The sequence below is a fragment of the Halomonas cerina genome, assembly GCF_014192215.1.
Taxonomy (GTDB): Bacteria; Pseudomonadota; Gammaproteobacteria; order Pseudomonadales; family Halomonadaceae; genus Halomonas; species Halomonas cerina.
The window spans coordinates 86,713-113,646 of record NZ_JACHXP010000001.1 but is presented as its reverse complement, the minus strand read 5'-3'; the positions used below and the strand labels follow the sequence as shown (position 1 = coordinate 113,646).

28 protein-coding genes are annotated in these 26,934 nt (G+C 65.5%); 7 read left to right on the top strand and 21 right to left on the bottom strand.

All coding sequences use genetic code 11. The features are described 5' to 3' along the window. Positions 1-99 precede the first annotated feature (99 nt). Complete coding sequence (locus FHR94_RS00520; RefSeq protein ID WP_183323441.1) at positions 100-1,020, top strand: YihY/virulence factor BrkB family protein; 921 nt, start codon at positions 100-102, stop codon at positions 1,018-1,020. 11 nt (positions 1,021-1,031) lie between these two features. On the opposite strand, the gene FHR94_RS00515 is transcribed toward FHR94_RS00520, so the two are convergent. From FHR94_RS00515 to urtA, 14 genes are all read right to left on the bottom strand, one after another. Further along, the gene (locus FHR94_RS00515; protein WP_183323439.1) at positions 1,032-2,462 is read right to left on the bottom strand and encodes a phospholipase D-like domain-containing protein; all 1,431 of its coding nucleotides are present in this window, start codon (positions 2,460-2,462) and stop codon (positions 1,032-1,034) included. A 64-nt stretch (positions 2,463-2,526) separates the two neighbouring features. Continuing rightward, complete coding sequence (locus tag FHR94_RS00510) at positions 2,527-2,754, bottom strand: hypothetical protein (RefSeq protein WP_183323437.1); 228 nt, start codon at positions 2,752-2,754, stop codon at positions 2,527-2,529. Positions 2,755-2,790: 36 nt separating this feature from the next. Beyond that, positions 2,791-3,453: an urease accessory protein UreG gene (gene ureG / locus FHR94_RS00505; protein ID WP_183323435.1), complete on the bottom strand. Its 663-nt coding sequence runs from the start codon at positions 3,451-3,453 to the stop codon at positions 2,791-2,793. Positions 3,454-3,566: 113 nt separating this feature from the next. Further along, the gene (locus tag FHR94_RS00500) at positions 3,567-4,280 is read right to left on the bottom strand and encodes an urease accessory protein UreF (protein ID WP_183323952.1); all 714 of its coding nucleotides are present in this window, start codon (positions 4,278-4,280) and stop codon (positions 3,567-3,569) included. Next, positions 4,270-4,767, bottom strand: a complete 498-nt coding sequence (gene ureE / locus FHR94_RS00495) for an urease accessory protein UreE (protein ID WP_183323433.1) — start codon at positions 4,765-4,767, stop codon at positions 4,270-4,272. The genes FHR94_RS00500 and ureE overlap by 11 nt, the downstream gene beginning before the upstream one ends. A 66-nt stretch (positions 4,768-4,833) precedes the next feature. After that, positions 4,834-6,546 (bottom strand): urease subunit alpha, encoded by a 1,713-nt coding sequence (gene ureC, locus FHR94_RS00490; protein ID WP_183323431.1) that lies wholly within the window; start codon positions 6,544-6,546, stop codon positions 4,834-4,836. After that, positions 6,543-6,863 carry an urease subunit beta gene (locus FHR94_RS00485; protein WP_183323429.1) on the bottom strand — a complete coding sequence of 107 codons (321 nt, stop codon included), beginning with the start codon at positions 6,861-6,863 and terminating at the stop codon, positions 6,543-6,545. Before FHR94_RS00485 ends, ureC begins: the two co-directional genes overlap by 4 nt. Before the next feature lie 64 nt (positions 6,864-6,927). Continuing rightward, positions 6,928-7,230 (bottom strand): urease subunit gamma, encoded by a 303-nt coding sequence (locus FHR94_RS00480; RefSeq protein WP_183323427.1) that lies wholly within the window; start codon positions 7,228-7,230, stop codon positions 6,928-6,930. A gap of 102 nt (positions 7,231-7,332) precedes the next feature. Next, complete coding sequence (locus FHR94_RS00475) at positions 7,333-8,226, bottom strand: urease accessory protein UreD (RefSeq protein WP_183323425.1); 894 nt, start codon at positions 8,224-8,226, stop codon at positions 7,333-7,335. Between the two features lie 8 nt (positions 8,227-8,234). After that, complete coding sequence (urtE, locus tag FHR94_RS00470; RefSeq protein WP_183323423.1) at positions 8,235-8,933, bottom strand: urea ABC transporter ATP-binding subunit UrtE; 699 nt, start codon at positions 8,931-8,933, stop codon at positions 8,235-8,237. Next, positions 8,933-9,778, bottom strand: coding sequence for an urea ABC transporter ATP-binding protein UrtD (urtD, locus tag FHR94_RS00465; protein WP_183323421.1), 846 nt, complete (start codon positions 9,776-9,778; stop codon positions 8,933-8,935). The genes urtE and urtD overlap by 1 nt, the downstream gene beginning before the upstream one ends. After that, positions 9,775-10,905 carry an urea ABC transporter permease subunit UrtC gene (gene urtC, locus FHR94_RS00460; RefSeq protein ID WP_183323419.1) on the bottom strand — a complete coding sequence of 377 codons (1,131 nt, stop codon included), beginning with the start codon at positions 10,903-10,905 and terminating at the stop codon, positions 9,775-9,777. Before urtC ends, urtD begins: the two co-directional genes overlap by 4 nt. A 6-nt stretch (positions 10,906-10,911) precedes the next feature. Then, positions 10,912-12,510, bottom strand: a complete 1,599-nt coding sequence (urtB, locus tag FHR94_RS00455; protein WP_183323416.1) for an urea ABC transporter permease subunit UrtB — start codon at positions 12,508-12,510, stop codon at positions 10,912-10,914. Between the two features lie 73 nt (positions 12,511-12,583). Beyond that, the gene (urtA, locus tag FHR94_RS00450; RefSeq protein WP_183323414.1) at positions 12,584-13,903 is read right to left on the bottom strand and encodes an urea ABC transporter substrate-binding protein; all 1,320 of its coding nucleotides are present in this window, start codon (positions 13,901-13,903) and stop codon (positions 12,584-12,586) included. Between urtA and FHR94_RS00445 the strand changes: the two genes are divergently transcribed. Next, on the top strand, positions 13,902-14,066 hold the full coding sequence (locus FHR94_RS00445) for a hypothetical protein (RefSeq protein WP_183323412.1): 165 nt from the start codon (positions 13,902-13,904) through the stop codon (positions 14,064-14,066). The two genes, urtA and FHR94_RS00445, sit on opposite strands and share 2 nt — an antisense overlap. 138 nt (positions 14,067-14,204) lie before the next feature. On the opposite strand, the gene FHR94_RS00440 is transcribed toward FHR94_RS00445, so the two are convergent. Genes FHR94_RS00440 through FHR94_RS00430 form a run of 3 tightly spaced genes read right to left on the bottom strand, consistent with a single transcriptional unit; the run spans position 14,205 to position 17,172 of the window. Next, positions 14,205-15,731 (bottom strand): tripartite tricarboxylate transporter permease, encoded by a 1,527-nt coding sequence (locus FHR94_RS00440; protein ID WP_183323410.1) that lies wholly within the window; start codon positions 15,729-15,731, stop codon positions 14,205-14,207. Further along, complete coding sequence (locus tag FHR94_RS00435; RefSeq protein WP_183323408.1) at positions 15,731-16,186, bottom strand: tripartite tricarboxylate transporter TctB family protein; 456 nt, start codon at positions 16,184-16,186, stop codon at positions 15,731-15,733. Before FHR94_RS00435 ends, FHR94_RS00440 begins: the two co-directional genes overlap by 1 nt. Further along, complete coding sequence (locus FHR94_RS00430) at positions 16,183-17,172, bottom strand: Bug family tripartite tricarboxylate transporter substrate binding protein (RefSeq protein ID WP_183323406.1); 990 nt, start codon at positions 17,170-17,172, stop codon at positions 16,183-16,185. The genes FHR94_RS00435 and FHR94_RS00430 overlap by 4 nt, the downstream gene beginning before the upstream one ends. A gap of 197 nt (positions 17,173-17,369) precedes the next feature. Here FHR94_RS00430 and FHR94_RS00425 point away from each other — a divergent pair, with 197 nt between their 5' ends. From FHR94_RS00425 to FHR94_RS00410, 4 genes are read left to right on the top strand one after another with little or no spacing between them, the layout of a single operon-like run. Beyond that, positions 17,370-17,978, top strand: a complete 609-nt coding sequence (locus FHR94_RS00425; RefSeq protein WP_183323404.1) for a helix-turn-helix domain-containing protein — start codon at positions 17,370-17,372, stop codon at positions 17,976-17,978. Beyond that, entirely contained in the window at positions 17,975-18,637 is a 663-nt protein-coding gene (locus FHR94_RS00420; RefSeq protein WP_183323402.1) for a response regulator transcription factor, read from the top strand. Before FHR94_RS00425 ends, FHR94_RS00420 begins: the two co-directional genes overlap by 4 nt. Beyond that, on the top strand, positions 18,634-20,013 hold the full coding sequence (locus tag FHR94_RS00415) for a sensor histidine kinase N-terminal domain-containing protein (protein ID WP_183323400.1): 1,380 nt from the start codon (positions 18,634-18,636) through the stop codon (positions 20,011-20,013). The genes FHR94_RS00420 and FHR94_RS00415 overlap by 4 nt, the downstream gene beginning before the upstream one ends. Then, positions 20,010-21,125, top strand: coding sequence for an ABC transporter substrate-binding protein (locus FHR94_RS00410; protein ID WP_183323398.1), 1,116 nt, complete (start codon positions 20,010-20,012; stop codon positions 21,123-21,125). Before FHR94_RS00415 ends, FHR94_RS00410 begins: the two co-directional genes overlap by 4 nt. Before the next feature lie 4 nt (positions 21,126-21,129). On the opposite strand, the gene FHR94_RS00405 is transcribed toward FHR94_RS00410, so the two are convergent. From FHR94_RS00405 to hppD, 4 genes are all read right to left on the bottom strand, one after another. Further along, positions 21,130-21,540, bottom strand: coding sequence for a septal ring lytic transglycosylase RlpA family protein (locus FHR94_RS00405; protein ID WP_425485342.1), 411 nt, complete (start codon positions 21,538-21,540; stop codon positions 21,130-21,132). A 55-nt stretch (positions 21,541-21,595) separates the two neighbouring features. Then, positions 21,596-22,477 (bottom strand): uroporphyrinogen-III C-methyltransferase, encoded by an 882-nt coding sequence (cobA, locus tag FHR94_RS00400; RefSeq protein ID WP_183323396.1) that lies wholly within the window; start codon positions 22,475-22,477, stop codon positions 21,596-21,598. Positions 22,478-22,640: 163 nt separating this feature from the next. Continuing rightward, a complete protein-coding gene (locus FHR94_RS00395; RefSeq protein WP_183323394.1) occupies positions 22,641-24,101 on the bottom strand; it encodes a sodium-dependent transporter in 1,461 nt (486 codons plus the stop codon). An 88-nt stretch (positions 24,102-24,189) separates the two neighbouring features. Then, complete coding sequence (gene hppD / locus FHR94_RS00390; protein ID WP_183323392.1) at positions 24,190-25,290, bottom strand: 4-hydroxyphenylpyruvate dioxygenase; 1,101 nt, start codon at positions 25,288-25,290, stop codon at positions 24,190-24,192. Positions 25,291-25,774: 484 nt separating this feature from the next. Here hppD and cfa point away from each other — a divergent pair, with 484 nt between their 5' ends. Further along, positions 25,775-26,926: a cyclopropane fatty acyl phospholipid synthase gene (gene cfa / locus FHR94_RS00385; protein ID WP_183323390.1), complete on the top strand. Its 1,152-nt coding sequence runs from the start codon at positions 25,775-25,777 to the stop codon at positions 26,924-26,926. Positions 26,927-26,934: the final 8 nt, after the last annotated feature.

Here is a 26,934-nt window from a genome sequence, read left to right as displayed (position 1 = left end):
GCTGCTCTCCTTTCTCATGCAATGGGGGGCGCCGCAAGATTGACGAGGGTCGCCGGCGGCAGCGTATGATGCCATAACCTCCTTGGGGCGGGCCCTTACATGACGGCACGTAGCTCGATCCGACGCCTCCTCTTCCCGCTGTTGCCGCGAATTCTCGGCTTCACGGGCCGCGTGCTGACCGCCTTCTTGCGCAACCGTGGCATGCTGCTGGCCGGTGGCGTCGGCTACAATATACTGCTCTCCATCGTCCCGCTGTTCGCGCTGCTGGTGGTCCTTCTGGCGCGGATCGTCGACGAACAGCATCTGCTGGGCGTGCTCTCCGTTCAGGTTCGTCACCTGGCCCCGGCCCACGCCGAGATCCTGCTAGAGGCAGTGCGTTCGCTGCTGGACTCCCGGGACGTCATCGGCATCCTGGGCATCCCGGTGCTGCTGGTATTCAGCTCGTTCGCCTTCCGTATGCTCGAGGATGCCCTGGCGATCATCTTCCATACCCCGGACAACCATCAGGGACGCAGTATCTGGGTCTCGGTCCTGATGCCCTATGCCTTCATGCTGGTGCTGGGCGCAGGCCTGCTGGCCCTGACGCTGCTGGTCAGTCTGGTCAGTGCGCTGAATGCCGTCTGGATGGCGCTCTTCGGCTCCGAACTGCCGCTGGCCGGCCTCTCCGAGCCGATGCTTAACCTGATCAGCTTCACTGGTGTCTTTTTGCTGTTCAGTGCCATCTACAAGGTACTGCCGGTGGTGCGGATCGCCCTGCGCCGGGCGGTGGTGGGCGGTTTCGTCGCCGCCCTGATGTGGGAAGGCGTGCGTCTGCTGCTGGTCTTCTATTTCGCCAACCTGTCGTTCGTGAACGCCATCTATGGCTCGCTGGCCACCCTGATTGTGGTGCTGCTGAGCCTGGAGATTGGGGCGGTCATCCTCCTGCTCGGGGCCCAGGTCATTGCCGAGCTCGAGCGTAATGCCCGGCTCGGCCTGCCCTGGTACCAGGATCCGAGGCGCCAGGTGGTGACGATCGACTGATCTGGGCCTGCTCAGAAGGTCGAGAGCCCGGTGGCTTCCATGATTCGGTAGCGCAGGACCTGCCAGCCCCTCACGGCGTGCCCCGCCACATAGGGCTCGCTGGAGGCACACGCCGGCGTGGCATCCCAGCGGCGCCGGAAAAAGGCCATGGCCTCCATGATCACCGGCGTATCGGGTGCCCCCACCAGGCGCACGCTGGTCTCCAGGTTCAGGTTATCGAGGTTGCGTCGGGTGAAGTTCGCCGAGCCCAGGATCATCTCGGCCTCACCGTCAGTAGCCACGGGATGACGAAGCAACAGCTTGCCGTGACACTGCTCGCCTCGCGTCAGGCACCAGCGCACCTCGATGCCTGCCGCGACCAGTTCGTCGGCCACGGGCCGATTGGGAATACCGCCCTTCTTGAGGCCAAAGGCCTCTTGGTTCGGGTCCAGCAGCACGCGCACCCTCACGCCCCGCCGGCGGGCGGCGACGAGGGCCTCGATCAGGCCCCGGTGCGACAGGTAGAACACCGCGATATTTAACCGCTCACCGCGCCCGGCCCGCCCGATCGCGGCCAGCAGCGCCTCGCGGATGGCCCCCTCGGTCACCAGCTGCAGGCGCGGCCCTCCGCCCTCGACAGGCGAAGCCTCGGGCGAGGAAGGCCCCGACAACTTCACCCCGCCCCAGGCGGCCACCCATCGCTCGGAGACCAGCAGATCGCGGGCGGCTGGCCCGGCGAAACGCAGCGCCACGTTGCCGTGAAGGCTACTGGCGTCATGGGGATTGGCGGAAGTGACCAGCCCTGCCCAGTCATCGCCGTGATCCACCACCAGGGTCTTGCGGTGATTGGCATTGAAGTTGAGCAGGGCGAGATAGCTGCGCAGTGTTACCCGTCCCGGCCCTAGGGCATTGGGTAACCAACCGCCGTCGCTGCGGTTGCCGAGCCAGCGCGGTCCGAGATGCCAGAGCCCCGACCAGAGCGGGTTGGAAGCCCGCAGCCGGTTGAGATCGGTGATCACTACCCGCACGCCGGCTGCGCGCAGTCGCGCAAAGTGCTCCGGTGCCAGACTGCCGTAGAAGGTGTTGAGGGGGTCGGTCACCACCACCGCCTCAAGCGTGGGATGGCGCCTTTGCTGCGCGATCAGGGCCTCGGCCAACTCGCCGGACAGGGGCCGGAACTCCTTGCCTTCGGTGGCCCCGGCAAAGTCGTTGAACAGGAAGACATCGAGCACCACCAGCCGTCGCGCCTGCTCGATCATCGTCAGCATCTCGTCGAAGATGGCCTGGCGTCGATGCTGTTGCCCCTGGGCGTCGTACCAGGTCTCGTCGACCAGAAGGCGCACCTGTGCCGCCGGACGCTCGGGCCAGGCCTGGCCGACCCCCTCCGGCAACGGCTTGCAACGCTGCCAGGCGCCCATGGCCGCCCAGGCCAGCAGCAGGACGGCCACTCCCCATGGCCACATGCGCCGTCTCCTCTTTCCCGGGGCCCTTCCGTCCATGGAGTCCCCAACCGTCGGCCTCCGTTCTTCAGCGCGGGTGGCGAAGCCGACGGCGCCGTAGGACGAGCCGCGCCAGCGGCACCAGGGCGGCCATGCCCAGCGTGACGACGGCCAGCACCGCCATCAGTGACGGACTACCGGCATGGGCATGCATCTCTGGGGCACCATGCCCGGAATGGGCCAGAATGATACCGGATGGCAACAGCGTAGCTGCCGAGATACCCGCATGAGTAATGAAGGAAAGTAGGGCGTTCATGGGACGTTCTCCCTGGTCAGGCGAAGGATGGATGGCTCAGACGGTGACGGACTCGGACCGGCGCTCCGGCGGCCGGCGCTCCGGCGGCCGGCGCTCCGGCAGCATGCCCCGGTCGAGGATGAAACGGATGACCTCCTCGAGTCCCACACCATCGTAGAGGTTAGTGAAGACGAACGGCCGCTCGCCGCGCATCTTGCGGGAGTCGCGCTCCATCACCTCGAGCGAGGCATGCACCTGCTCGGCGATGTCGATCTTGTTGATGATCAGCAAATCCGACTTGGTGATACCTGGCCCGCCCTTGCGCGGGATCTTATCCCCGGCGGAGACGTCGATCACATAGAGGGTCAGATCCGAGAGTTCGGGGCTGAAGGTGGCCGAGAGGTTGTCCCCACCGGACTCCACCAGCACCAGCTCGAGGCCGGGATGGCGTGCCTGGAGTTCATCGATGGCCGCCAGGTTCATGGAGGCATCCTCGCGGATCGCCGTATGCGGACAGCCACCGGTCTCGACCCCGAGGATACGGCCCGCGGGCAGGGCCTCGTGCTTGAGCAGGAAGTCGGCGTCCTCGCGGGTATAGATGTCGTTGGTGACCACGGCGATATCATAGTGGTCGCGCAGCGCCAGGCACAGCTGCTTGAGCAGGGCGGTCTTGCCGGAGCCCACCGGGCCGCCGACACCAATACGCAGGCAATGGGTCATCGAATTTCTCCTTGCATGAATGCAACGTCCGGGAAATGATGAGAAGAAAGAGTGAAGACGTCGCTTCGCGACTTGAAGAAGTACGAATACCCTCTTCCGTCTTCTTTCGTCTCTCAACTTCTAAACAACCGCGAATACTGGGTCTCATGCAGGGCGCTGGCCAGGGCCAGCCCGGGCAGCGCCGGGCCCAGTTCGTCATCTTCCAGCGCCAGGGCCTGGTCCACGGCGTCCACCAACGCCGGGCGCAACCGCTCCACCAGCCGCTGGGCGGCGGTATGACCTAGCGGCAACGCCTTGCAGGCCACGGCCAGCTGGTTCTCCAGCCAGGACCAGGCGAAACCGAGCAGCGCCTGACGCACCGCTATGCCCCTGGCATGGGCTGTCCAGGCAAACACCGTCACGTAACCCGCGCCTGCGGGCAGTGCCGGCGTCTCTCGTGACAGGCTATCCGGCAGCAGCGCCAGGCTCGCCAACAGCCGTGCCAGCGATGCCCCCAGCCGGCTGTCCTCGGCAGCCAGCTCCGCCGTCTCGCGGTTGGCGGCGAGCCAGGTATCCCACTCGACGATGGCCTCGCCGTCCGCCTCGGCCCAGGCCCGGTGCAGGCGCGCCAGCACCGGCAGCTCACAGCGTGTCAGGCCATCGTCGAGCACGCCGGCGAGCCAGGCGCCGAGGCTCGCCTCATCGGAGACCCAGCCCAGCTCGAAGGCGCTCTCGAGCCCCTGGGAGAAGGCGAAGGCGCCAATTGGCAGCGCTGGGCTGACCAGCTGCAGCAGGCCCAGCAGCGCCAAGTCGTCACCCTGCCCGGCCCCCGACGACTCAGTGCGCATGGACACGCGCATGATCGTGGTGATGATGGCCATGCTCATGGCCGTCCGGCTGCTGGTAGGCGCCCGGCTCCGGGTCGAAGGGCGCATCAAAGCGCTCCAGGGTCGCCCCGAGCCGCTCGGCCAGCGTCTCCAGCACATGGTCCGGCGGGAAGCGCACGAAGCCGCCCTTCTCATCCTCGCCCAGTGCCAGCTGCACATGGCGATTGCCCAAATGATAGGCCAGGCGGGCCAGCGGCAGACCGGCCAAGACCCGTGCGGTGATCACCGGCTCGTCGGCAGCGCGGATACGCACCACCTCGCCGTTTTCGGCGCGCAGCCCCTCACCATCGCGCAGCACCGGTCCGCGATCCAGGAACAGGCCGAGCTCGCGTCCGGCATCGCTCACTGTCTTGAGCCGCCCTCGGATGCGCAGTTCATAAGGCAGCATCAGGCTGTCGGTAGCCTGGCTCGCCGCAATGGGTCCCAGGCGCTCGGTCAATCTCAACATTTTGTCTACTCCGTTCTGTTCAGCCTCCTGGCCGAGTCTAGGGCCATGGCGCTGGGCGCTGGGCGCTCAGAATAAGTGATAGCGCTGTGCCAGCGGCAGCTCGGTGGCTGGCTCGCAGGTCAGCAGCTCGCCGTCGCAGCGCACCTCATAGGTCTGCGGATCGACGCTTAGCTCGGGACAGGCATCGTTGAGCTTCATATCACCCTTGCGTACGCCACGCACGTCGCGACACGCCGACAATGGACTGGTCAGCCCCAGCTCCTCACGGATCCCGGCGTCGAGCGCCGCCTGGCTGACGAAGGTCAAACGGGTTGCACTTGCCGCGCGGCCGAAGGCCCCGAACATCGGCCGGTAGTGCACCGGCTGGGGTGTGGGGATCGAGGCGTTGGGATCGCCCATGGGCGCGGCGGCGATCATCCCGCCCTTGAGGATCAGCGCCGGCTTGGCGCCGAAGAAGGCCGGGTCCCAGAGCACCAGGTCGGCCAGTTTGCCCACCTCGACGGAGCCCACCTCATGACTGAGCCCATGGGTGATGGCCGGATTGATGGTGATCTTGGCGATATAGCGCTTGGCGCGGAAGTTGTCGGCCCCGCGCGCCTCGTCCTCGGGCAGCAGGCCCCGCTGTACCTTCATCTTATGGGCGGTCTGCCAGGTCCGGCAGATCACCTCACCGACCCGCCCCATGGCCTGGGAGTCCGAGGCGATCATCGAGATCACCCCCAGGTCGTGGAGGATATCCTCGGCGGCGATGGTCTCGCGGCGGATACGCGAGTCGGCGAAGGCCACGTCCTCGGGGATGTTGGGGTCGAGGTGGTGGCAGACCATCAGCATGTCGAGATGCTCGTCGATGGTGTTCACCGTGTAGGGCCGCGTAGGGTTGGTGGACGAGGGCAGCACGTAGGGCTTGGCACAGGCGGTGAGGATGTCCGGCGCATGACCGCCTCCCGCCCCCTCGGTGTGGTAGGTGTGGATCCCCCGCTCCTTGAAGGCGGCCAGGGTGTCCTCGACGAAGCCTGACTCGTTGAGCGTATCGGTATGGATCGCCACCTGAACGTCGTACCTGTCGGCCACACTCAAGCAGTTGTCGATGGCGGCCGGCGTGGTGCCCCAGTCCTCATGGAGCTTGAGGCCCATGGCGCCGGCTTCCAGCTGAGCCTCCAAAGCCTCGGGCAGGCTGGCGTTGCCCTTACCGAGCAGGCCGATGTTCATGGGCAGCGCGTCCACCGCCTGGAGCATCTTGCCGATATGCCAGGCCCCGGGTGTGCAGGTGGTGGCATTCGATCCCGTGGCCGGGCCGGTGCCGCCGCCCAGCATGGTGGTGATGCCGCTCATCAGCGCCTCCTCCACCAGTTGCGGGCAGATGAAGTGGATATGGGCATCGATGCCGCCGGCGGTAAGGATCTTGCCCTCGCCGGCGATCACCTCGGTACCTGGGCCAATGACGATCTCGACCCCTGGTTGCGTATCCGGATTGCCGGCCTTGCCGATGGCTTTGACGCGCCCTGCCTGAAGGCCCACGTCGGCCTTGACGATGCCCCACCAGTCGAGGATCAGGGCGTTGGTGATCACGGTGTCCATCACCGCCGCATCGGCGCGCTGACTCTGGCCCATGCCGTCGCGGATCACCTTGCCGCCACCGAACTTGACCTCGTCGCCGTAGTGGGTGGCATCGCGCTCGACCTCGATCCACAGCTCGGTGTCGCCGAGGCGCACCCGGTCGCCGGTGGTCGGACCGTACATGTCGGCATAGGCCTGGCGGCTGATCCTGTTCGTTGTCATGACTTGCCTCCATCCAGCTTGCCCATCACCTCACCGCGAAAGCCATAGATATGCCGCGCGCCGGCATAGGGAATCAGCGTCACCTCGCGGGTCTGGCCGGGCTCGAAGCGGATGGCGGTGCCGGCGGCGATGTCCAGGCGGCGGCCGCGGGCCTGGTCACGGTCGAAGTGAAGCGCCGGGTTGGCCTCGGCGAAGTGGTAGTGAGAACCCACCTGGACGGGACGGTCGCCGGTATTGGCGACCTCGACGGTGATGCGCTCACGTCCCTCGCAGAGCGCGATCTCGCCGTCCTTCAGCTGATATTCACCTGGAATCATGTGATCGCTCCTTCGTCGCGTGAGGGGCAAGGGGCAAGGAGTCACACCTCACTCCTCACCTACCTCACACAATCGGATTATGAACCGTGACCAGCTTGGTCCCATCGGGAAAGGTCGCCTCCACCTGCACCTCGTCGACCATCTCGGCCACGCCCTCCATCACGTCGTCGCGGGTCAGGATCTCGCGACCATGGCTCATCAGTTCGGCGACGCTCTTGCCGTCGCGGGCCCCTTCCAGGATCTCGAAGCTGATCAGCGCCACGGCTTCCGGATAGTTGAGCTTGAGACCGCGTGCGCGGCGACGCTCGGCGAGTTGGGCCGCGGTGAACAGCAGCAGCTTGTCCTTGTCTCGGGGGGTTAGTTCCATGGGCGTTGCTCCCTCTTCATGCGTTGGAATTCGGGCTTCGGGCTTCGACAGGATGGTGCTCGATGCCCGTAGCGCGTCGCTCGCAGCCGAGGCGGAGCCTCGTCAGGTCAACCAGATCCGCGGCGTATGTGCCGGCTGGCCGAGCAATCGCGGCCTGAGCACCTCCCACGCGCCCTGGCAGAGATCCCAGGCCTCGTTACGCTCATCGCCCAGGTAGCGCAGCAGCAGCACGCCGTGGCGCACCGTCACCGCCCAGCGTGGCGAGGCCGGCAGGGCCTCGCGCAGCGCCTCGATCGCGTCCCGCTCGTCGGGCAGGCCCACGGCCCAGAGGGTGGCCTGGATGCTGGCTCTACCCTGCCCCCAGCGACCGGTGAAGCGCGGATGCTGGGGATTCAGGGGCTGGCGCTCCAGCCACAGGGGCCGGCCGTCCCGAAACAGTCGGAAACGCTGGTCGATGCTCCCGGTGAGATAGGGCAAGCGACTGGCCGGTCGTCCCAGCGCCAGCACCTCCCAGCCCAGACTACGGGCGTCGCCGGAAAGCGCGATGGTGGTGTGCTGCGCGCCCCGGGAGCCATCGAAGGCGATCGTCTCCTGGGGCAGCCACTCCAGGGCGCCGCCGGCCTCGACCGCCAGGTGGGTCTGCTGGGACCAGGCCACGCCCTGGCTATCGGCGCGGTATAGCTTGTTGGCGGCGGGGGTGGTGATCAGCGCATGGGCCCCCGTCTCGACCCGCGCCGAGATGGTCAGGGCATCGCCGCTGACCAAGCCGCCGGGTGGATGCAGCAGATAGACGTGACAGGCCCCCTGGCGCCCTTCCGGGTAAAAGGGCCGCTGGACCCGCAGCGGTCCCTGGTGGCGCGCCCGGACCAGCCGCGTCACCCCGTCGCGGGGTGCGAAGCCAAGGTCCAGGAAGGCGTCCCAGCGACGCCCGGCATCGAAGCGGTGCCCGGACGCCGATGGCGAAGTGTCATCAAGCGAAGTCTCGAAAACGGTCATGCGGCAGCCTACACCGTGAGGTGCTCCTTGATCAGTGCATCGGTGAGTGCCTCGATCTCGCCATCGGCCACCGGCCGGCCGCGATCCATGATCACGAAACGATCGGCATACTTGCGCGCGAAGGGCAGCTTCTGCTCCACCAGCAGCACGGTGAGGCCATCCTCGGCGATCAACCGCCGGATCACCTCGCCGATCTGCGCCACGATATTGGGCTGAATGCCCTCGCCCGGCTCATCCAGGATCAGCAGGCGCGGCTCGAGGACCAGGGCCCGGCCGATGGCCAGTTGCTGCTGCTGGCCACCGGAAAGATCGCCTCCCCGGCGATGGCGCATTTCCTGTAGCACCGGGAAGAGCTCGTAGATGCGCTCGGGGATCGACTTGCGACCATCGCCCCGGGCAGCCAGGCCGGTACGCAGGTTCTCCTCCACGGTGAGCAGCGGGAAGATCTGGCGACCCTGGGGGACATAGCCGATGCCCAGCCGCGAGCGGTCCTCTACCCGCTTCTTCGTCAGCTCCACCTCATCGGCATAGCGGATACTGCCACCCGCCACGGGCACCTCGCCCATCATCGCCTTCATCAGGGTGGTCTTGCCCACCCCGTTACGCCCCATCACGCAGGTGCATTGGCCGGCCGGTACCTCGAGATCCAGGTCCCAGAGGGTATGGCTTTCGCCGTAGTACTGGTTGAGGGAGTCGATAGTCAGCATCAGGCGGCCTCCACGTCCGGGTCGGCACCCAGGTAGACCTCGACCACCCGAGGATCACTGGAAACCTTGTCCATGCTGCCTTCCGCCAGCACGCTGCCCTGGTGGAGCACCGTCACGGTGCGCGCGATGGAGCGCACGAAGCCCATGTCATGCTCGACGATGACGACCGACTGCTTGCCCTTGCCGGCCAGGCCGGTCAACAGCTCGGCGGTGCGCTCCATCTCCTGCTCGGTCATACCGGCGACTGGCTCGTCCACCAATAGCAGGCGTGGCCGCTGCATCAGCAGCATGCCGATCTCCAGCCACTGCTTCTGGCCGTGGGAGAGGATACCCGCCGGGCCATAGCGCAGTTCGGTGAGGCCGATGGTGGCGAGCACCTCCTCGATGCGATCACGAATCTCGCCGGTCAGGCGGGCGGTGAGCGTGGGCAGGATGCGCTTGTCGGCGGCCATGGCCAGCTCCAGGTTCTCGAACACCGAGAGCGCCTCGAAGACCGTGGGCTTTTGGAACTTACGCCCGATGCCGAGGCTGGCGATCTGTGGCTCATTCAGGGTCAGCAGGTCATGGCGGCTGCCGAACCACACCTGGCCGGTGTCCGGACGTGTCTTGCCGGTGATGATATCCATCATGGTGGTCTTGCCCGCCCCGTTGGGGCCGATGATGCAGCGCAGCTCACCGTCATCGATGGTCAGATTGAGATCATTGATGGCCTTGAAACCGTCGAAACTGACACTGACGTCCTCGAGATAGAGGATGGGGCCATGGCGCACGTCCACCGGGGACGCGACCGGCACCAGGAAGTCGAAGACGCGATCCCGGTCGGCCAGGGATTTCAGGATGTTCATGCGGTGGCCTCCCCTGTGGCTGGCGTGGAATCGGACGTGGCCGAGCGGCGTTTGATACGCAGATCGAGCAGGCCGGCGATCCCCTTGGGAAGGAAGACCGTGACCAACACGAACAGGCCCCCCAGGGCGAACAGCCAGGCATCGGGCATCACGCCGGTGAACACCGTCTTGGCGTAGTTGACCAGCAGCGCCCCGATCACCGCCCCGTAGAGGGTCGCGCGGCCGCCCAGGGCCACCCAGAGCACCACCTCGATGGAGAAGATCGGCGAGAACTCGCTGGGATTGATGATGCCCACTTGGGGCACGTAGAGCGCACCCGCCACCCCGGCGAGCATCGCCGAGACCACGAACACGAACAGCTGGAAGCGCTCGACCCGGTAGCCCAGGAAGCGCGTGCGTGCCTCGGCATCGCGACAGGCCACACTGACCCGGCCGAGCTTGCTGGCGACGATCGCGCGGCACACCACATAGCCCAGCGCCAGGGCGATGCCGGTCGCAATGAACAGCCCCAGCCGGGTAGCGTCGCTGCGCAGGTCGAAGCCCAGCAGCTCCTTGAAGTCGGTCAGGCCGTTGTTGCCGCCGAAGCCCATCTCGTTGCGGAAGAAGGCCAGCATCAGCGCGAACGTCATGGCCTGGGTAATGATCGACAGATACACGCCGGTGACCCGCGAGCGGAACGCCAGAAAGCCGAACACCAGGGCCAGCAGGCCCGGCGCCAGCAACACCATCAGGAAGGCGAACCACGGCATGTCGAAGCCCAGCCAGTACCAGGGCAGGCTGTCCCAGTTGAGGAACACCATGAAATCCGGCAGCACCGGATCACCATAGGTGCCTCGATCGCCGATCTGGCGCATCAGGTACATGCCCATGGCGTAGCCCCCCAGGGCGAAGAAGGCACCGTGCCCCAGGCTGAGGATACCCAGGTAGCCCCACACCAGGTCCACCGCCACGGCGAGCAGCGCATAGCTCAGGTACTTGCCGAGCAGCGTCACGGTATAGGTCGAGACATGCAGCGGATGCGCGGCCGGCAGCGTCAGGTTGAGCAGCGTCACCAGCGCCAGGGCGGCCAGCAGGATACCCAGGAAAAGCTGCGTCGAACGTTCACGCAATGGTCTTGTCAGCCACATGATGAATCAGCCCTCCGCCGCCCGGCCCTTCTGCGGGAAGAGTCCGCGGGGGCGCTTCTGGATGAACAGGATGATGAACACGAGCACGACGATCTTGGCCAGCACGGCACCGGCCCAGGGCTCCAACACCTGGTTGATCACGCCCAGCGACATGCCGGCCACCAGGGTACCCCACAGATTTCCCACGCCGCCGAACACCACCACCATGAAGGAGTCGATGATGTAGTTCTGGCCGAGGTTGGGCCCCACGTTGGTGAGCTGGGAGAGCGCCACCCCGGCGAGTCCCGCTACGCCGGCGCCCAAGGCGAAGGTCAGGATGTCCACACGGGTCGCGCGGATGCCCATCGAACGCGCCATGGCACGGTTCTGGGTCACCGCCCGCACCTCCAAGCCCAGGCGGGTACGACGCATGACCAGCATCAGGCCGGCGAACACCACCAGGGCGAAACCCAGCACATAGAGGCGATTGAGGGTCAGAGACAGTCCCTCGTTGATCATGATCGAGCCGCTCATCCAGTCCGGGCTAACCACGGTGCGGTTCTGCGGCGAGATCACGGTACGTACCAGCTGCTGCAGGATCAGGCTGACGCCGAAGGTGGCCAGCAGGGTCTCCAGAGGACGTCCCTTGAGGAACTGGATAACGCCGCGTTCGATGGCCACCCCGGCCAGCGCCGCCACCAGGAAGCCGGCGGGAATCGCCAGCAGCAGCGCCAGGCCGGGCTGGCCGGGCAGCAGCTGCTGCATGGCCCAGGTGGTATAGGCACCGAGCATGATCAACTCGCCGTGGGCCATGTTGATCACGCCCATGACGCCGAAGGTGATCGCCAGACCGATGGCCGCCAGCACCAGCACCGAGCCCAGCGAGAGCCCGAAGTAGAGGGTCTCCAGGCCGCGATTGAGCTTCATCTTCTGCTCGATATCGACCAGGGCGGCGCCAGCGGCCTGGGCAAGCTGCGGGTCGTCGCTGCGGCTCGCCGAACTCAAGGCGGCGCGCACGCGGCTGTTCAGGCTACCGGCCAGGTCCTCGACGGCGGCCATCTCGCCCTGCCCGAGGCGGTGGATGGCCAGCGCCTGCTCGAGCAGACGACGCACCTCGCCGTCCTCTTCGCTGTCGATCAGCGCCTGGAGCGGCTCGGCCAGGGTGGCATCGATGTCGCCGAGCAGCGCTCGGGCCGCCTCGCGACGCTCGTCCACCTCGTCGGCATGCAGATCCAGCACCGCCAGCGCGCCCTGCAGCTGACCACGCAGCGCATTGTTGATGCCGATACGATCGAGTTCTCGGCGCGACATCTCGCCGGCCTCCTCGAAACCGAGTGCATCGACTACCGGCCAATGGCGGCCGCGGTTCTCGAGGACCACGACGAACTGACCGGACGCCTTGTGGCGCTGCAGCTTGCCGCCGAGCAGCGCCTCGAGCCAGCGACGACTGCGCTCGTCGCCGCTGGCGATGATGGCCTCGATCGCCTCGCCCTTCTCGACATAGGAGGTGGTATCGAGGGATTCGAGCAAGGTCTGACCGGGATCGTCCTGTGCCTGGGCGACCCAGGGTAACCAGGCCAGCAGGCACAGGACCACCAGCCGGCAGAGGGAGTCGGGGATCCTCATGGACGTATCCTTGGAATAAGCATTGAGTGGCGTGTCGGGGGAACGGGCCGGCATCGCCGGCCCGCAGGTGGGATCATTCCGCCGTCGCGACATCCTCGCTGGTACCGCCACCGCAGCTGCCTTCGACGACGTTGTAGTTGCCGCACTGCATCGGCTTGCGCCAGTCGCTGATCAGGTCACGCGACCCGGGTAGGTAGTCGGACCAGGCGTCGCCGGCCACGGTGGAAGGCGTCTCCCAGACGATGGAGAACTGGCCGTTGTCCTGGATCTCGCCGATCAGCACCGGCTTGGTGATATGGTGGTTGGGCATCATGGCCGCGTAGCCGCCGGAGAGGTTGGGTACCGAGACCCCGATGATGGCATCCTTGACGGCGTCCACCTCGGTGGTGCCCGCCTTGCGCACCGCTTCGGCCCACATGCTGAAGCCGATGTAGTGGGCCTCCATCGGGTCGTTGGTGACCGCCATGTCGTCGCCGGTATACTCGATCCAGGCGTCGATGAAGTCATAGTTGGCGTCGGTATCGACGCTCATGAAGTAGTTCCAGGCGGCCAGGTGGCCCACCAGGGGGGCCGTGTCGATGCCGGTGAGCTCCTGCTCGCCCACCGAGAAGGCCACTACTGGGATGTCGGCGGCGTCGATGCCCTGGTTGCCGAGCTCACGATAGAAGGGCACATTGGCATCGCCATTGATGGTCGAGACCACCGCAGTCTTCTTGCCCTGGCTGCCGAACGCCTTGATCTCGGAGACGATATTCTGCCAATCGGAATGACCGAAGGGCGTGTAGTTGACCATGATGTCCTGGTCGGACACGCCGTGCGACTTCAGGTAGGCCTCGAGGATCTTGTTGGTGGTGCGCGGATAGACGTAGTCGGTACCGGCCAGCACCCAGCGTTCCACGCCGACGTTGTTCATCAGGTAGTCGACGGCGGGAATCGCCTGCTGGTTGGGCGCCGCGCCGGTGTAGAAGACGTTCTCGGACGACTCCTCGCCCTCGTACTGCACCGGGTAGAAGAGCAGGCCGTTGAGTTCCTCGACCACCGGCAGCACCGACTTGCGGGATACCGACGTCCAGTTGCCGAAGATGACATCGACCTTTTCCTGGGCCAGCAACTCGCGGGCCTTCTCGGCGAACAGCGGCCAGTCGGAGGCCGGATCGACCACCACCGCCTCGAGTTCACGGCCCAGCAGGCCGCCCCTCGCGTTCTGTTGCTCGATCAGCATCTCTACGGTGTCCTTGAGCACCGTCTCGCTGATCGCCATGGTGCCGGAGAGCGAGTGCAGGATGCCGACCTTGATGGGCTCTTCCTGGGCCATCGCGGGGGCGACGACCCCGAGGCTCAACAGCGAGGCGGCGAGCCAATGAGGACACAGGGCGAGACGACGTGGGGTCATGGTGATCTCCTTGCGTATGGCACTTATTATGGGACGCCCAGTCCATCGCAAGGCACGTGCCAGCCCGCGCATAATCAAAATTATTCCTTTACAATCAAATTTTTGCACCAATCAAACAGGTGTCGACACCACCCCCGGACGCATCGCCATGGTGCAGAAATGACCTCTTCACGCTCCGCCGGGGGACGGGACCATGGTGCAATGCACCGAATTAGTGCCCGAACGGCCTTGATGAAAAGAGAACGGGGGCACCGATCGCCTCGGCACCCCCGCGAATCAGCAGGGTGAATGAGCGGCGGGATCAGTCGCTTTCGGGACCGCCTGTGCCGGTCTGGACCTGCATGCGCCGGCGCAGGATGGGCCCGACGATATAGGGCAGGATCAGCCCCAGCCCGGCGAACACCCACAGGCCGATGGCCAGGCCACTGTCCCACAGGATGGTCCAGTCGCCGTCGGAGATGTCCATGGCGTGGCGCAGGTTCTTCTCCATCTCCGGCCCCAGCAGCAACCCGAGGATGATCGGCACCAGCGGGATCTCCAACTTGCGGAAGATGTACCCGGCAACGCCGAAGGCCACCATGAAGTAGAGATCGAAGGTGGTGTTACTGATCGAGTAGATCCCCACGAAGGCGATCATGGTCACCACCGGCAGCAGATACATCGGCGGCACCGAGAGCAGCTTGACGAAGATGCCCACCAGCGGGATGTTGAGCAACAGCAGCAGGAAGTTGCCGATCAGTAGCGCGGCGATCACGCCCCACACGATGTCGGCATTCTGGGTGAACATCAGCGGCCCGGGGGTGATGTTCAGTGAGATCAGCAGCGCCAGCAGCACCGCGGTGGTGCCGCTACCCGGCACGCCAAGCGTCAGCATGGGCACGAGTGCCCCGCTCGAAGCGCCGTTGTTGCCGGCCTCGGGGCCGGCCACGCCGCGCGGGTCGCCCTGGCCGAAGTAGCCTTTCTTGCCCACGACCTTCTTCTCGAGGGTATAGCCGATGAAACTGCCCAGCGATGCCCCTGCCCCGGGCAATACCCCGGCGATGAAGCCCAGCACACCGCCCCGAAAGCTGGACGGCAGGATGTTGCGGATGTCCTTCCAGCTGAGCGTGAGCTTGTTGACGGCCATCTTCGCCTTGCCGCCGCCAGCCTTCTCCTCGATAAAGAACAGCAGCTCGGAGATGGCGAACAACCCGACGATGGCGATGATGAAGTCCACGCCCTCGTAGAGCTCGAGCACGCCGAAGGTGTAGCGCTGCACTCCGGTGGAATCGATGCCCACAGTGGCGATCATCAACCCGATGGCGGCGGCCACCACGGTCTTCATGGGGTTCTTGCCGGTGATGCCCCCGAGGGTGGCGAAGGCCAGCAGGAAGAGCGCGAAGTACTCCGCCGGCCCGAAGGTCAAGGCGAAATCGGCCAGCAACGGCGCCAGCAGGATCAGCCCGATGGTGGCGATCAGGCTGCCGATGAACGAGGCCACGGCGGAGATCGCCAGGGCTTCGGAGGCCTTGCCCTGCTGCGCCATGGGATAGCCGTCGAGGCAGGTCATCATCGCCGGCTCATCACCGGGGATGTTGAGCAGGATCGACGAGATGCGCCCACCGTACATGGCGCCGGCATAGACCGCGGTAAGCATGATCATGGCGGTTTCCGGGGCGAGCCCCAGGGTGAAGGCCAGCGGAATCAGGATCGCCACGCCGTTGGCCGGGCCGAGCCCCGGCAGGGCGCCGATCAGGGTGCCGAGGAAGGCCCCGAGCAGGGCGAACATCAGGTTGTGCGGCGCCAAGGCGACGCCGAAGCCGTCGATCAGGAAGCCAAGGGTCTCCATCAGCTCACCTCCAGGAACGAGAGCAGGCCCAGCGGCAACGCCAGGTCAAGCGCGAAGTTGAACAGCAGGAAGACCACCACGCCGGCCACCGCACCGGTCACGTAAGCCTTGAGCGGCACCGCCCCCATGCGCCAGCACAGGGTGCCCACCGCCAAGGTCGTGCTGATGATGAAGCCCAGCGGCTGCAGCAGCATGGCGTAGAGGATCAGCACCACCACGGCGATGATCAGCTCGACGCCGGTGCGACTCCACGGCCAGGCGTTATCCGGATCCGGCCGCACGACCATGTAGAGGCTGGAGAGTGCCAGCACGATGGCCAGCAGCAGGGGAAAGGTCTCGGGACCGACGGCTTCGGTCCCGCCGAATGGTTCGGGAAACTGGGTGGTGCCCCAGCCGTACGCGACGGCCAGGACGATCATCAGGACCCCGAAGATGCGGTCGTTGAAGAAGGTCATTGCTGAATCAGCCCGATATCCTTGGAGAGTTGTTCGATGTCATCGATCTGGTTCTTGACAAAGGTCTCGAACTCACCGGCACTCATGTGGAACGGCATCAAGCCGTTCTGCTGCATGACGTTCTTCCACTCCTCGCTCTGATAGATGGTGTCCATGGCATCCACCCAGTACTGCTTGGCCTCGTCGGAGATATCCGCCGGCATGTAGAAGCCGCGCCAGTTGGGGCCGACCGCATCGATGCCCTGCTCCTTGGCGGTGGGAATGTCGCTGTATTCGCCCGGCAGGCGCTCGTCGGAGAGCACCGCCAGTACCCTGAGGTCGCCGGACTCCATGAAACCCTGGGCCTCGGTGATGTCGCCGGTGAAGGCGTCCACGTGGCCGCCGACCACTTGGGTCAGGGCCTCGCCGCCGTTGTTGTACGACAGGTAGGGAACACGCGGCAGGTTCTCGACCCCGGCGGCCTGGGCGGCGATCAGCACCTTGAGGTGGTCCCAGCCGCCCTTGGCGCTGCCACCGGCGAACTTGACGCTGCGCGGGTCCTCCTTGAGGGCCTCCATCACCGCCGGCAGATCCTGGTACTGCGAATCGTCCGAGACCGCGATGACGCCGTAATCGGCCCCCAGGGCGCCGATCCAGTTGACCATGTCGGCATTCATACCCGGGAACTGCCCCTGGGCCAGGCGGGTAGTGGTGGCGGTGGAGGCGGCGACCAGTAGCTGGTCATCGCCGGCGCGCTTGCTGACGGTGTGGGCATAGGCGACGCCCCCGCCGGCACCGGCCATGTTGATGGTCTGGACGCTGCGCGGAACGATATCCAGGTCCTCCATCACCTTGCCCACGCTGCGGCAGGTGAAGTCCCAGCCGCCGCCCGGGTCGGCGGGGGCCAGGCACTCTACCTTACCCTCGGGCTCGAAGGCCATGGCGGAACCGGCGCTGACGGTGAAGGCGGCGACGGCGAAGAGCTTGAGTGGCGTTCTCATGGACATTGTTGTTGTCCTCTGAAGTCGGTGGATCGAGATGGCGCTTGTAGAACACTGACACCTGGCTTACAATTCTGTAAGGCAGAACTATGTTCTTCAGGATAGAAATCTAGGCATACACCCTGTGCAGGTCAATGCCTGAGGCGAGGATCGCGACTAAAGTTGAATCGGCAAGCCGGATCCGGCATGGAGGGAGAGACGAGATGGCACAGGATCGCGTGGAGGCCGTCGAGCGGGCGTTGACGGTGCTCGAGGTCTTCGATTCCCCAAGAGAGGCCTTCACGCTGGCCGACCTGGCCCAGGCCACCGGCTACTACAAGAGCACCCTGTTGCGACTGCTCGGCTCGCTTGCGCGCTATGACTATGTCCAGCGGGGCAGCGACGGGCGCTGGCGACTGGGCCATAGCCCGGTACGGTTGGCGCGTCGCCATGTTCCGTCACGTCAGCTGGCGGCGCGGGTCCAGCCGCTGCTGGACCGCCTGGCAGCCGAGACCGGCGAGACCGCTGCCCTGCTCGAAGCGCATCCCGGCGAAGTGGAGTGCCGCCTGGTGGCGCTGCCGGCCACGGCCCTGCGGCATGACCTGCGACCGGGCAGTCGCTGGCCGGTCAGCGAGCAGGATGACCCGCGCCCGGTACTGCCCGGTGGTGCCATGGAATACCTGGCCCTGGCCAACGGGCCCGATGCGCCCCCGCTATGGCTCTCGCTGTCGGGCCCCGCCGGACGCCAGTCCGCCACAAGGCTACGCCAGGCCTTGCAGGAGGCGGCCGCCGTCCTTGAAGCACCCCCTGCCGACGAGGAGACGATCTCATGACGCTGCTGCTGGTCGAGGACGACACCCTGCTGGCCGAGACCCTGGGCGATGCGCTGCGCCTCGAGGGCCATGAGGTCGATCATCTAGCTGATGGTCGCCAAGCCAGAGAGCGCCTGGGTGTGCCGGGCCACGGTCTGGCGCTGGTGCTGCTGGACCTGAACCTACCCGGCTGCGGCGGCCTGGACGTGCTGGCCGCCCTGCGTGCCCACGATCGTGACACCCCGGTGCTGATCCTCACCGCCCGGGGGGCCATCGAGGACCGCGTCAAGGGCCTCGACCTGGGCGCCGATGACTATCTGGCCAAGCCGTTCGCCTTGGATGAGTTGGAGGCGCGAGTCAGGGCGCTGCTGCGCCGCCAGCAGCGAGGGCAACGCCTGCAGGTCGGCTCGCTAGTCTTCGATGCCCTCGCCCAGCGGTTCACCCTGGACGGCGAGACGCTCAACCTGCCGCCACGCGAGCAGCGCCTGCTGGCCTGCCTCATGCACCATGCCGGCGAACCGGTGGACAAGGCGCGCCTCGCCGAAGAGGCCTTCCAGGGCCAGGCCATGGGCGATAACGCCATCGAGGTCTATGTCCACCGGCTGCGCAAGCGCCTGCCCGACGATACCCTGGCCCTGCGCACGATCCGGGGCCTGGGCTACCTGCTGGAGGCGCGGTGAGCCGGGGTGACAGCCTGTATCGGCGCCTGCTCACCTGGCTGCTGTTGCCGCTGCTGGCCTTGGGGGGGCTGATGGTGCTGCAGGCCTGGGTGGATGCGCGACGTACCGCCGATCGTGCCTATGACCGCCTGCTCGAGGCCGCCACCCTGGCGATCGCCGAACAGGTGCAGTGGCAAGACGGCCGACTGTGGCTGGACCTGCCACCGGCCGCGCTGGAAATGCTGGCCACAGACGCCGAGGAACGGGTGTTCTATGCTTTGTACGATGCCGCCGGCCGATTCGTCACCGGTAATGCCGAACTGCCGGGCGATCCGCGCCTCACCCTGGACGGCCGCGGTGAAGACCGACTGTTCTACCGGGATGTCGATTGGCAGGGGCTATCGCTGCGCCAGGGCGTGCGCCATTCACGCCTGGAGGACTGGCAGCTGACGGAAGGCTTTGAGGTACGGGTCGCCCACACGCGTGAAGGCAGGATTGCTCTGACCAATCAGCTGCTGCGCAGCAACCTGGCCGTGGTGCTGGCCATGGCCGCCCTGGCGGTGGTGGTCCTGTTGCTGGCCGTGCGCAGTGCCCTGGCCCCGCTCACGCGCCTGCGGCGAGCGATCCGGGCGCGGGACCCACGCGCCCTGACGCCCCTCGAGCTGGCGCTCCCGCGGGAACTGGCCGAGCTCCGCGAGACGCTCAACGAGCTGTTGGCCAGGATGCGACGCGTACGCGCTAACCAGGAGCGCTTCATCGGCGACGCCTCCCATCAGCTGCGCACCCCGCTCGCCGGGCTTTCGGCCCGCGCCGAGTTGGCACTGCGTCAGGACGATCCCCAGGCCTGGCGCAATGCCCTGGAGGCGATGCAGGCCACCAGTGCCCGCACCGCGCGGCTGGCCATGCAGCTGTTGTCCCTGACGCGTCTCGACAACCCGGAACACCATCCCGAGCACACGCCGCTGGATCTCGAGCAACTGGCGCGCGAGGCGGTCAGGCGCCACTGGAGCGAGTGTCACGGCCACGGGGTCGACCTGGGCCTGGCAGGGACAGACGCGCCGGTGGTGGTTCACGGCATCGCCTGGGAGCTGGAGGAGGCCCTGACCAACCTGATCGACAATGCCTGGTGCTATGGGGCGCATCGCATCACGGTCCGGGTAGGGGGCACACCGCCTGTCCTGGCGGTCGAAGACGATGGCCCGGGCATTCCCGAGTCGCAGCGTCGCCTGGTCCTGCGCCCCTTCCATCGTGGTCGGGAAGAAGGCGAGGGATCGGGACTCGGGCTAGCCATCGTCGATGGCATCGCTCGGGCCCACGACGCCCGACTCGTGCTCGCCGACGGTCCCGACGGTCGCGGCCTGAGCGTCAGTCTGCACTTCCCGGAGGCCGCTCCATGAGCCGATCCTGGCACGTGATACTGGGCTTGCTGCTGTGCCTATGGCTCCCGATAGCCACCGCCGATGAACAGCTGACCTTTCCTGCTTCGCCTCGCCCTACCACGCCTGACTCCGCCACGGACGGTGAAGAGAATGCCGGCCAGCTGGTGGTGCATGGCGCCCTGGACACGCCGATCATGCGTCCCATCCTCGAAGACTTCCATCGCCGTCATCCCGGCATCACGCTCCGCTACCGCAACCTGACCACCCTGGCCCTGCATCGGCGCTTCCTAGCGTCCCCGGCCGACGCCGACGTGGTGATCTCCTCGGCGATGCCCTTACAGTACTATCTGGCCAACGCGGGACACGCCATGTCGCTGGATACGCCGGCCGCCCGTGCCTGGCCGGCGTGGGCCCGCTGGCGCCGCGAATTGTTCGCGCTCACCTTCGAGCCCATCGTGATGGTGGTGCGCCGGGACATCGTCGAGCGTTTCGGACGCCCCGACAACCATGTAGCGCTGCTCGATCTTCTCGAGCAGCACCCCAAGTCCCTGCAGGGCCGCGTCGTCACCTACGATCCGGTCCGCAGCGGCGCCGGCTATACCTATGCCATCGCGGAGTCGCGACTCTCGCCACGCTACTGGGATCTGGTCAGCGCTCTGGGCCTGGTGAAGGCCGACCTGGTGGAGACCACCGGCGAGATGCTCGAGGGGTTGGCAAACGGACGCTACCTGATCGGCTACAATCTGCTCGGCAGCTATGCTCGCCAGGTGGTGGCGCAGGATCCGGCGCTAATCCAGATCATCCCCAACGACTATGCGCTGGTGACGCAGCGGCTCGCCTTCATTCCACGCCTGGCTCCCCATCCGGTGAACGCCCGACGCTTTCTTGATTACCTGTTAAGCGAGACCGGCCAACGAGTGCTGGCCGAGCGCACCCCACTGGGCGCCATCCATCCGGCCCTCGACGGCCCGGGAACGGCCGCCGCGCTACGTCGCTCCCAGGGGGAGGCCCTGCATCCGCTCCCCCTGAGCCCCGGCTTGCTGGCTACCCTGGATGAGCTGAAGCGTCAGGCATTGCTCTCGCGCTGGCAGCGGGAATACGGGCGGGACAGATCCTCGCCCGCTCGCTGAGCGATCAGCGCACCGCCGTGATCACTACCGGGGCAGTGCCTTGGCTGATCATGCCCAGGGCCTTGGCGGCCCGCTTGGAGAGATCGATGACCCGCCCCTTGGCATAGGGGCCACGATCGTTGATGCGCACCTCGACCTCGCGGCCATTGTCCCGGCGCGTCACCAGTACGCGGGTACCGAACGGCAGGGTCGGGTGGGCGGCCGTCAGCGCCTGGGCGTTGAAGGGTTCGCCGCTGGCCGTGGGTCGCCCCTGGAAGCGATCGCCATAGAAGGAAGCGACGCCTTTCTGGGGCTCGATGCGGGGCCCGGATGACGGGTGGGCCATGACGTTGGTCGAGGCGGCCAGCAGGCAGGCGGTCAGGCCGGCGAGGACCAGGCGAGACAGACGATGACGGGCACGCGGGCATTGAAGCATGTTGTCCATAAGACACCTCGGGGCTCCGTTTCGCCGTATCACGTCTCCTGCGTGTTCAGGCGTCTTCGGAGGGGGTGGTGGGCGTGGGATGCTTTCCCTGCTGCCAGCCCGAACTGTCGGCCCGGTCGCTGTCGAACCAGGCCAGCACGTTATGCAATGTCACCACGGTACCGACGATGATCAGCGTCGGCGGTCGGATAGTAACCACTTCGCCGGCCGGCGGCAACCTTGCCAGGGTGCCGAGGTGCACCCGCTGGCGCGCCGTGGTGCCCTGCTCGATCAGGGCCAATGGCGTGTCGGGTGCCAGGCCATGGGCCTGCAGTCGCTCGCCGATGAGCGCGAGGCTGCCCAGCCCCATGTAGAAGACCAGTGTCTGGCCAGGGCGGGCCAGGGCGGGCCAGTCGAGGTCACAGCTGCCATTACGCAGGTGACCGGTAATGAAGCGCACGGACTGGGCATGGTCGCGATGGGTCAGGGGAATGCCGGCATAGGCCGCACAGCCGGAGGCGGCCGTGATGCCGGGCACCACCTCCACCTGAATCCCCGCGGCCGCCAGCGTCTCGAGTTCCTCGCCTCCCCGGCCGAAGATAAAGGGATCCCCACCCTTGAGTCGCACCACCCGCTTGCCCGCTCGGGCCCAATCCACCAGGGCCTGGTTGATGCCGTCCTGGGGCACGCTGTGGCGGGACCGCTCCTTGCCCACATAGCACCGCTTGGCCGTCGGATTGGCGAGCGCCAGGACCTCCTCGCTGACCAGACGGTCGTGCAGGATCACCTCGGCCGCCTGGAGACGGCGCAATGCCTTGAGGGTCAGCAGCTCGGGGTCTCCGGGACCGGCCCCGACCAGGCTGACACCACCGGCAGGGAAGGCTGAACCGGTCGGCCAACAGACACCGGGGTCGAGCTGATCACCATCATGCGGGGAGCCTATCTGCATATTTCGATATCTCCAGTAAGACTTATCTTCTATGCATAATGGTAATTAATCGACACCTCGCCTGTCACTCTCCCCTCGGCGCCGTCCATCACCCCCCACCCATAACGTTGTCGCCCCCGCTGGGCGGGGGCGACAAGAGTTCGTCTGGCGCTTGATGTCAGGCTCAGGAACTGAGTGTACGACGCAGACGAGGGCTGGCCAGTTCGCCGACCAGAGTCATGACGACAAGGATGGCCAGCAGCCAGGGCCAGTGCAGACCGAACTGCACTCGAGTGATGCCTAGAGCATCGACGAAGATCACCAAGATGCCCAGCGGGCTGACGTAACGGACCATGAACAGCCAGAGCGCATGCCAGGCCGGCGAAAGACCGAGTTCCTCCCGAAAGGTCTCGTGTTTCAGCACGAAACCGGCCAGCAGCACCATGCCCAGCCCGCCCAGCGGCATCATCCAGCGCGAGGTCAGGTAGTCCAGCCAGTCGAAGAAGGTCTTGCCGGCCAGGGTCCAGTCGGCACCCAGATTGAACGACAGCATCGCCAGGGTACTGACCAGCCACAACACGATGCCGGTGCTCCAGGACGCCGTACGCCGCGAGATGCCCTTGTTGTCACTCAGCCAGGAGATGGTGGCCTCGACCATGGAGATCGAGGAGGTCAGGGCCGCCATGGAGAGCATGACGAAGAACAGGACGCCAAACAGGGTACCCAGCGGCATGGCCTGGAAGGCCAGCGGCAGGCTCATGAAGATAAGCCCCGGTCCGCTGGCCGGGCTCATGCCATTGGCGAAGATCACCGGGAAGATGGCCAGGCCGGCCATCAGCGCCACCACGGTATCGGCCACGGCCACGCTGAGGGTGGTACGCGCAATCGACGCCTTGGCCGGCAAGTAGCTGCCGTAGGTGAGGATGGCCCCGGAGGCCAGCGACAGGGTGAAGAATGCATGGCCCAGAGCGGTCAGCATGCCCTCGCTGGACAGGCTACCGGCATCGAAGGAGAACAGAAAGCGTACCGCGTCGCCGAAACCGCCGGAGAAGATGCCAAAGCCGATGAGTGCCAGCAGCATGATCACCAGGCCCGGCATCATCCAGTCGACGCTCTTCTCGATACCAGCCTGCACGCCCTTGCCGACGATCACCATGGTAGCGACCGTGACCAGGGTACTCCAGAAACCCAGATTCAAGGGATTCTCGTTGTTGGCCACAAAGATCGCCGCCATGTCATCGACGCTGGAACCGGCCAGGCCACCGCTGAGCATCTTCCATAGATAGGAGAAGGACCAGCCGGCCACCACGACGTAGAAGGACAGGATCAAAAAGCCGCAGAGCATGGCCATCCAGCCGAGCAGGGACCAGGCCGAGCCTTTACCCGATTCACTGACCAAGCGACGGATGGCATCGATGGGACTGCCTCGCCCGCGTCGTCCCAGAGCAATCTCGGTCATCATCACCGGCACACCCACGGCCAGGATACAGGCCAGATAGACCAGCACGAAGGCGCCGCCACCGTACTCGCCGGTGATATAGGGAAATTTCCAGATATTGCCTAGGCCCACCGCGGAGCCGGTCGCCGCCAGCAGAAAGCCCCAGCGGCCGCGCCACTGAGTACGGGGTTGTTCGTTCGTTGTCATATCACACCAGGGCTCAGGGATGTTGTAGTTCCGACACAAAGATGTATCGCCGCATCAGCGATATTGTGAAGGATTTTTATGCAGGGGCTCAATCCGCCTTGAGAACGCCGCGACGGATCTGGTCTTCCTCGATGGACTCGAACAGGGCCTTGAAGTTGCCCTCGCCGAAGCCGTCGTTGCCCTTGCGCTGGATGATCTCGAAGAAGATGGGACCGATCACGGTCTCGGTGAAGATCTGCAGCAGGACGCCCTCATCCGGGCCACCATCGATCAGCAGGTTGAGCTCGCGCAGTTCCTCGACATTCTCCTGATGGTTGGGCACGCGCTGGTCAACCTTCTCGTAGTAGGTGTCTGGCGTGGAGAGGAAGGTTACGCCGTTAGCCCGCAGTGCCCGCACCGTGGCGTAGATATCGTCGGTGGCCATGGCCAGATGCTGGATGCCCTCGCCGTTATACTCGCGCAGGAATTCGGCGATCTGCGAGGTGTCATCGGCGGACTCGTTGATCGGAATGTGCATCTTGCCGCAGGGAGCGGTCATGGCACGGGAGTGCAAGCCTGTCTTCTTGCCCTTGATGTCGAAGTAGCGGTTCTCCCGGAAGTTGGCGATGCGCGTGTAGAAGTCCGCCCAAGGATCCATCTGGCCACGGTCGACATTGTGGGTCAGGTGGTCGAGTACCTTGAGGCCGACGCTGTGGTCGTTGGCGCCGCGGCCAGGGATCGCCTCGAAGTCGATGTCGTAGATGGTGCGCCCTTCATTGTCGACCTTGTTGTCGACAAAATACAGCAGCGAACCGCCGATGCCCTTCACCGCGGGAATCCCCACCTCACGGAGGCCGACCGGATTCTCCATCGGCTCGGCACCGTTGGCCACGGCATACTCGAAGGCCTGGCGGGCATCTTCCACCTTCCACGCCATGGCACAGGCACTGGGGCCATGCACCTCGGCGAACGTCGCCGCGTGGCTTCCCGGCTCGGCGTTGAGCACGAAGTTGACGTTTTCCTGCTGAAAGAGGAATACCTGCTTGGAGCGATGCTTGCGGGTTTCGGTGAAGCCCATGCGGTTGAATAGTGCCCGCAGTTCCTCGATGCCCTCGGGCGTCGGCGCCGTGTACTCGACGAACTCGAAACCGTCGGTGCCGATGGGATTGGCGGTGCTGACGGGGGGCGGTGTCTGGGCAGGGGCGTTCATGGAATCCTCCAGGGCATTATTGTGGGAAGAACAGCACAAGGCACTCGGCCTTGAGGTGCTCCCAGCCTAGTGCGCCCCCGCCCCTGCCGAAATGGCACGCGATCCGGATAACAAGAGATTCCCGGAGGATGACAGAACGTCAGTGTAACGAAACCCTGCCATCCCCACTCACCTGCCGACAAAGGCTCGATAGCCGGCAGGAAACCCTGACAAACCGTAAAGATAATCTTACACCGCATCCATGCTCGCAGCATAGCCTCAGGAAGGCGGCAATTGCCCCGCCAGCCGCTCTTCCACACTGGTCACCTTGTCGGCCATGTGCTGGGTCCGGTCGGTACGGATGCACACACGGATCGAGGATCACGTGCATCTCGTCTCTCCTTGGTTCAACACTTCGATGGTTAACGACTTCTTCTCCGCTGGACTATGCTGACGAAAACGCCGCCAGCCATCCTAACGACCACTGTGGGACCAGGAGGACTCCATGACCAGTGATGCCCGCATCGGCCCCGTCGCCCTGCCCCGGACCCGGCCCCGTTACATTATCGAGAAACTGCTGAACGGCTCGGGGGTGTCCCTGAACGGGAACGCCCCTCAGGACCTCCAGGTCTATCACCCCGATTTCTTCAGCCGGGTGTTGCATCAGGGAACCCTGGGTCTTGGCGAGAGCTACATGGATGGCTGGTGGAACTGCGAACGGATCGACGAGATGGCCTACCGACTGCTGCGCCACGGTGTCGGCAAGCATGCCCGCAAGCCGACCGAACGCCTCATGTATCGCCTGCAATCGGGTTTCTTCAACCTACAGAGCAAGGCGCGTGCCTATATGGTCGGCGAGGCCCACTATGACTTAGGCAACGACCTCTTCGAGCGCATGCTCGACGAGACCATGTGCTACTCCTGCGGCTACTGGAAGGAGGCCGAGACCCTCCATCAGGCCCAGCGGGCCAAGCTCGAGCTGGCCTGCCGCAAGCTGGAGCTCAGGCCCGGCATGCGGGTGCTCGACATCGGCTGTGGCTGGGGCAGCCTCGCCGAGCATGCCGCCCGCCACCACGACGTCGAGGTCACCGGCATCACCATCTCGAAGGAGCAGGCCGCGCTGGCCAGGGAGCGCTGCGCCGACCTGCCGGTGGAAATCCTCCTTCAGGACTATCGTGACCTGGGAGGCACCTTCGATCGCATCGTCTCCATCGGCATGTTCGAACACGTCGGTCACCGTAACTATGCCACCTACTTCGAGACCGTTGAACGCCTACTGCCCGACGATGGCCTCTTCCTGTTGCATACCATTGGTTCCAACAACTCGGAGATCAGCATCGACCCCTGGATCAACCGCTATATCTTCCCTAACGGGGTGCTGCCGTCGGCCATGCATATCGCCCGTGCCAGCGAAGGACACCTGTTAATGGAGGACTGGCAAAATTTCGGGGCCGATTACGACCATACCCTGATGGCCTGGCTTCGCAACTTCGATACTCACTGGCCCGAGATCGCCCACCGCTACAACGAGCGCACCCGGCGGATGTTCCGCTACTATCTCTCGGTTTGTGCCGGGGCCTTCCGGGCCCGCAACTTGCAACTCTGGCAGGTGGCCTTCTCGCGCGGACGCCCAGGGCGCTACGACGCCCCACGCTGACGGGTACA

Coding starts and splice junctions, on each gene's coding strand:
- FHR94_RS00520 (WP_183323441.1), top strand. CDS start 100: ATGACGGCACGTAGCTCGATCCGACGCCTCCTCTTCCCGCTGTTGCCG.
- FHR94_RS00515 (WP_183323439.1), bottom strand. CDS start 2,462: ATGTGGCCATGGGGAGTGGCCGTCCTGCTGCTGGCCTGGGCGGCCATG.
- FHR94_RS00510 (WP_183323437.1), bottom strand. CDS start 2,754: ATGAACGCCCTACTTTCCTTCATTACTCATGCGGGTATCTCGGCAGCT.
- ureG (WP_183323435.1), bottom strand. CDS start 3,453: ATGACCCATTGCCTGCGTATTGGTGTCGGCGGCCCGGTGGGCTCCGGC.
- FHR94_RS00500 (WP_183323952.1), bottom strand. CDS start 4,280: ATGCGCACTGAGTCGTCGGGGGCCGGGCAGGGTGACGACTTGGCGCTG.
- ureE (WP_183323433.1), bottom strand. CDS start 4,767: ATGTTGAGATTGACCGAGCGCCTGGGACCCATTGCGGCGAGCCAGGCT.
- ureC (WP_183323431.1), bottom strand. CDS start 6,546: ATGACAACGAACAGGATCAGCCGCCAGGCCTATGCCGACATGTACGGT.
- FHR94_RS00485 (WP_183323429.1), bottom strand. CDS start 6,863: ATGATTCCAGGTGAATATCAGCTGAAGGACGGCGAGATCGCGCTCTGC.
- FHR94_RS00480 (WP_183323427.1), bottom strand. CDS start 7,230: ATGGAACTAACCCCCCGAGACAAGGACAAGCTGCTGCTGTTCACCGCG.
- FHR94_RS00475 (WP_183323425.1), bottom strand. CDS start 8,226: ATGACCGTTTTCGAGACTTCGCTTGATGACACTTCGCCATCGGCGTCC.
- urtE (WP_183323423.1), bottom strand. CDS start 8,933: ATGCTGACTATCGACTCCCTCAACCAGTACTACGGCGAAAGCCATACC.
- urtD (WP_183323421.1), bottom strand. CDS start 9,778: ATGAACATCCTGAAATCCCTGGCCGACCGGGATCGCGTCTTCGACTTC.
- urtC (WP_183323419.1), bottom strand. CDS start 10,905: ATGTGGCTGACAAGACCATTGCGTGAACGTTCGACGCAGCTTTTCCTG.
- urtB (WP_183323416.1), bottom strand. CDS start 12,510: ATGAGGATCCCCGACTCCCTCTGCCGGCTGGTGGTCCTGTGCCTGCTG.
- FHR94_RS00445 (WP_183323412.1), top strand. CDS start 13,902: ATGGTGATCTCCTTGCGTATGGCACTTATTATGGGACGCCCAGTCCAT.
- urtA (WP_183323414.1), bottom strand. CDS start 13,903: ATGACCCCACGTCGTCTCGCCCTGTGTCCTCATTGGCTCGCCGCCTCG.
- FHR94_RS00440 (WP_183323410.1), bottom strand. CDS start 15,731: ATGGAGACCCTTGGCTTCCTGATCGACGGCTTCGGCGTCGCCTTGGCG.
- FHR94_RS00435 (WP_183323408.1), bottom strand. CDS start 16,186: ATGACCTTCTTCAACGACCGCATCTTCGGGGTCCTGATGATCGTCCTG.
- FHR94_RS00430 (WP_183323406.1), bottom strand. CDS start 17,172: ATGTCCATGAGAACGCCACTCAAGCTCTTCGCCGTCGCCGCCTTCACC.
- FHR94_RS00425 (WP_183323404.1), top strand. CDS start 17,370: ATGGCACAGGATCGCGTGGAGGCCGTCGAGCGGGCGTTGACGGTGCTC.
- FHR94_RS00420 (WP_183323402.1), top strand. CDS start 17,975: ATGACGCTGCTGCTGGTCGAGGACGACACCCTGCTGGCCGAGACCCTG.
- FHR94_RS00410 (WP_183323398.1), top strand. CDS start 20,010: ATGAGCCGATCCTGGCACGTGATACTGGGCTTGCTGCTGTGCCTATGG.
- FHR94_RS00405 (WP_425485342.1), bottom strand. CDS start 21,540: ATGCTTCAATGCCCGCGTGCCCGTCATCGTCTGTCTCGCCTGGTCCTC.
- cobA (WP_183323396.1), bottom strand. CDS start 22,477: ATGCAGATAGGCTCCCCGCATGATGGTGATCAGCTCGACCCCGGTGTC.
- FHR94_RS00395 (WP_183323394.1), bottom strand. CDS start 24,101: ATGACAACGAACGAACAACCCCGTACTCAGTGGCGCGGCCGCTGGGGC.
- hppD (WP_183323392.1), bottom strand. CDS start 25,290: ATGAACGCCCCTGCCCAGACACCGCCCCCCGTCAGCACCGCCAATCCC.
- cfa (WP_183323390.1), top strand. CDS start 25,775: ATGACCAGTGATGCCCGCATCGGCCCCGTCGCCCTGCCCCGGACCCGG.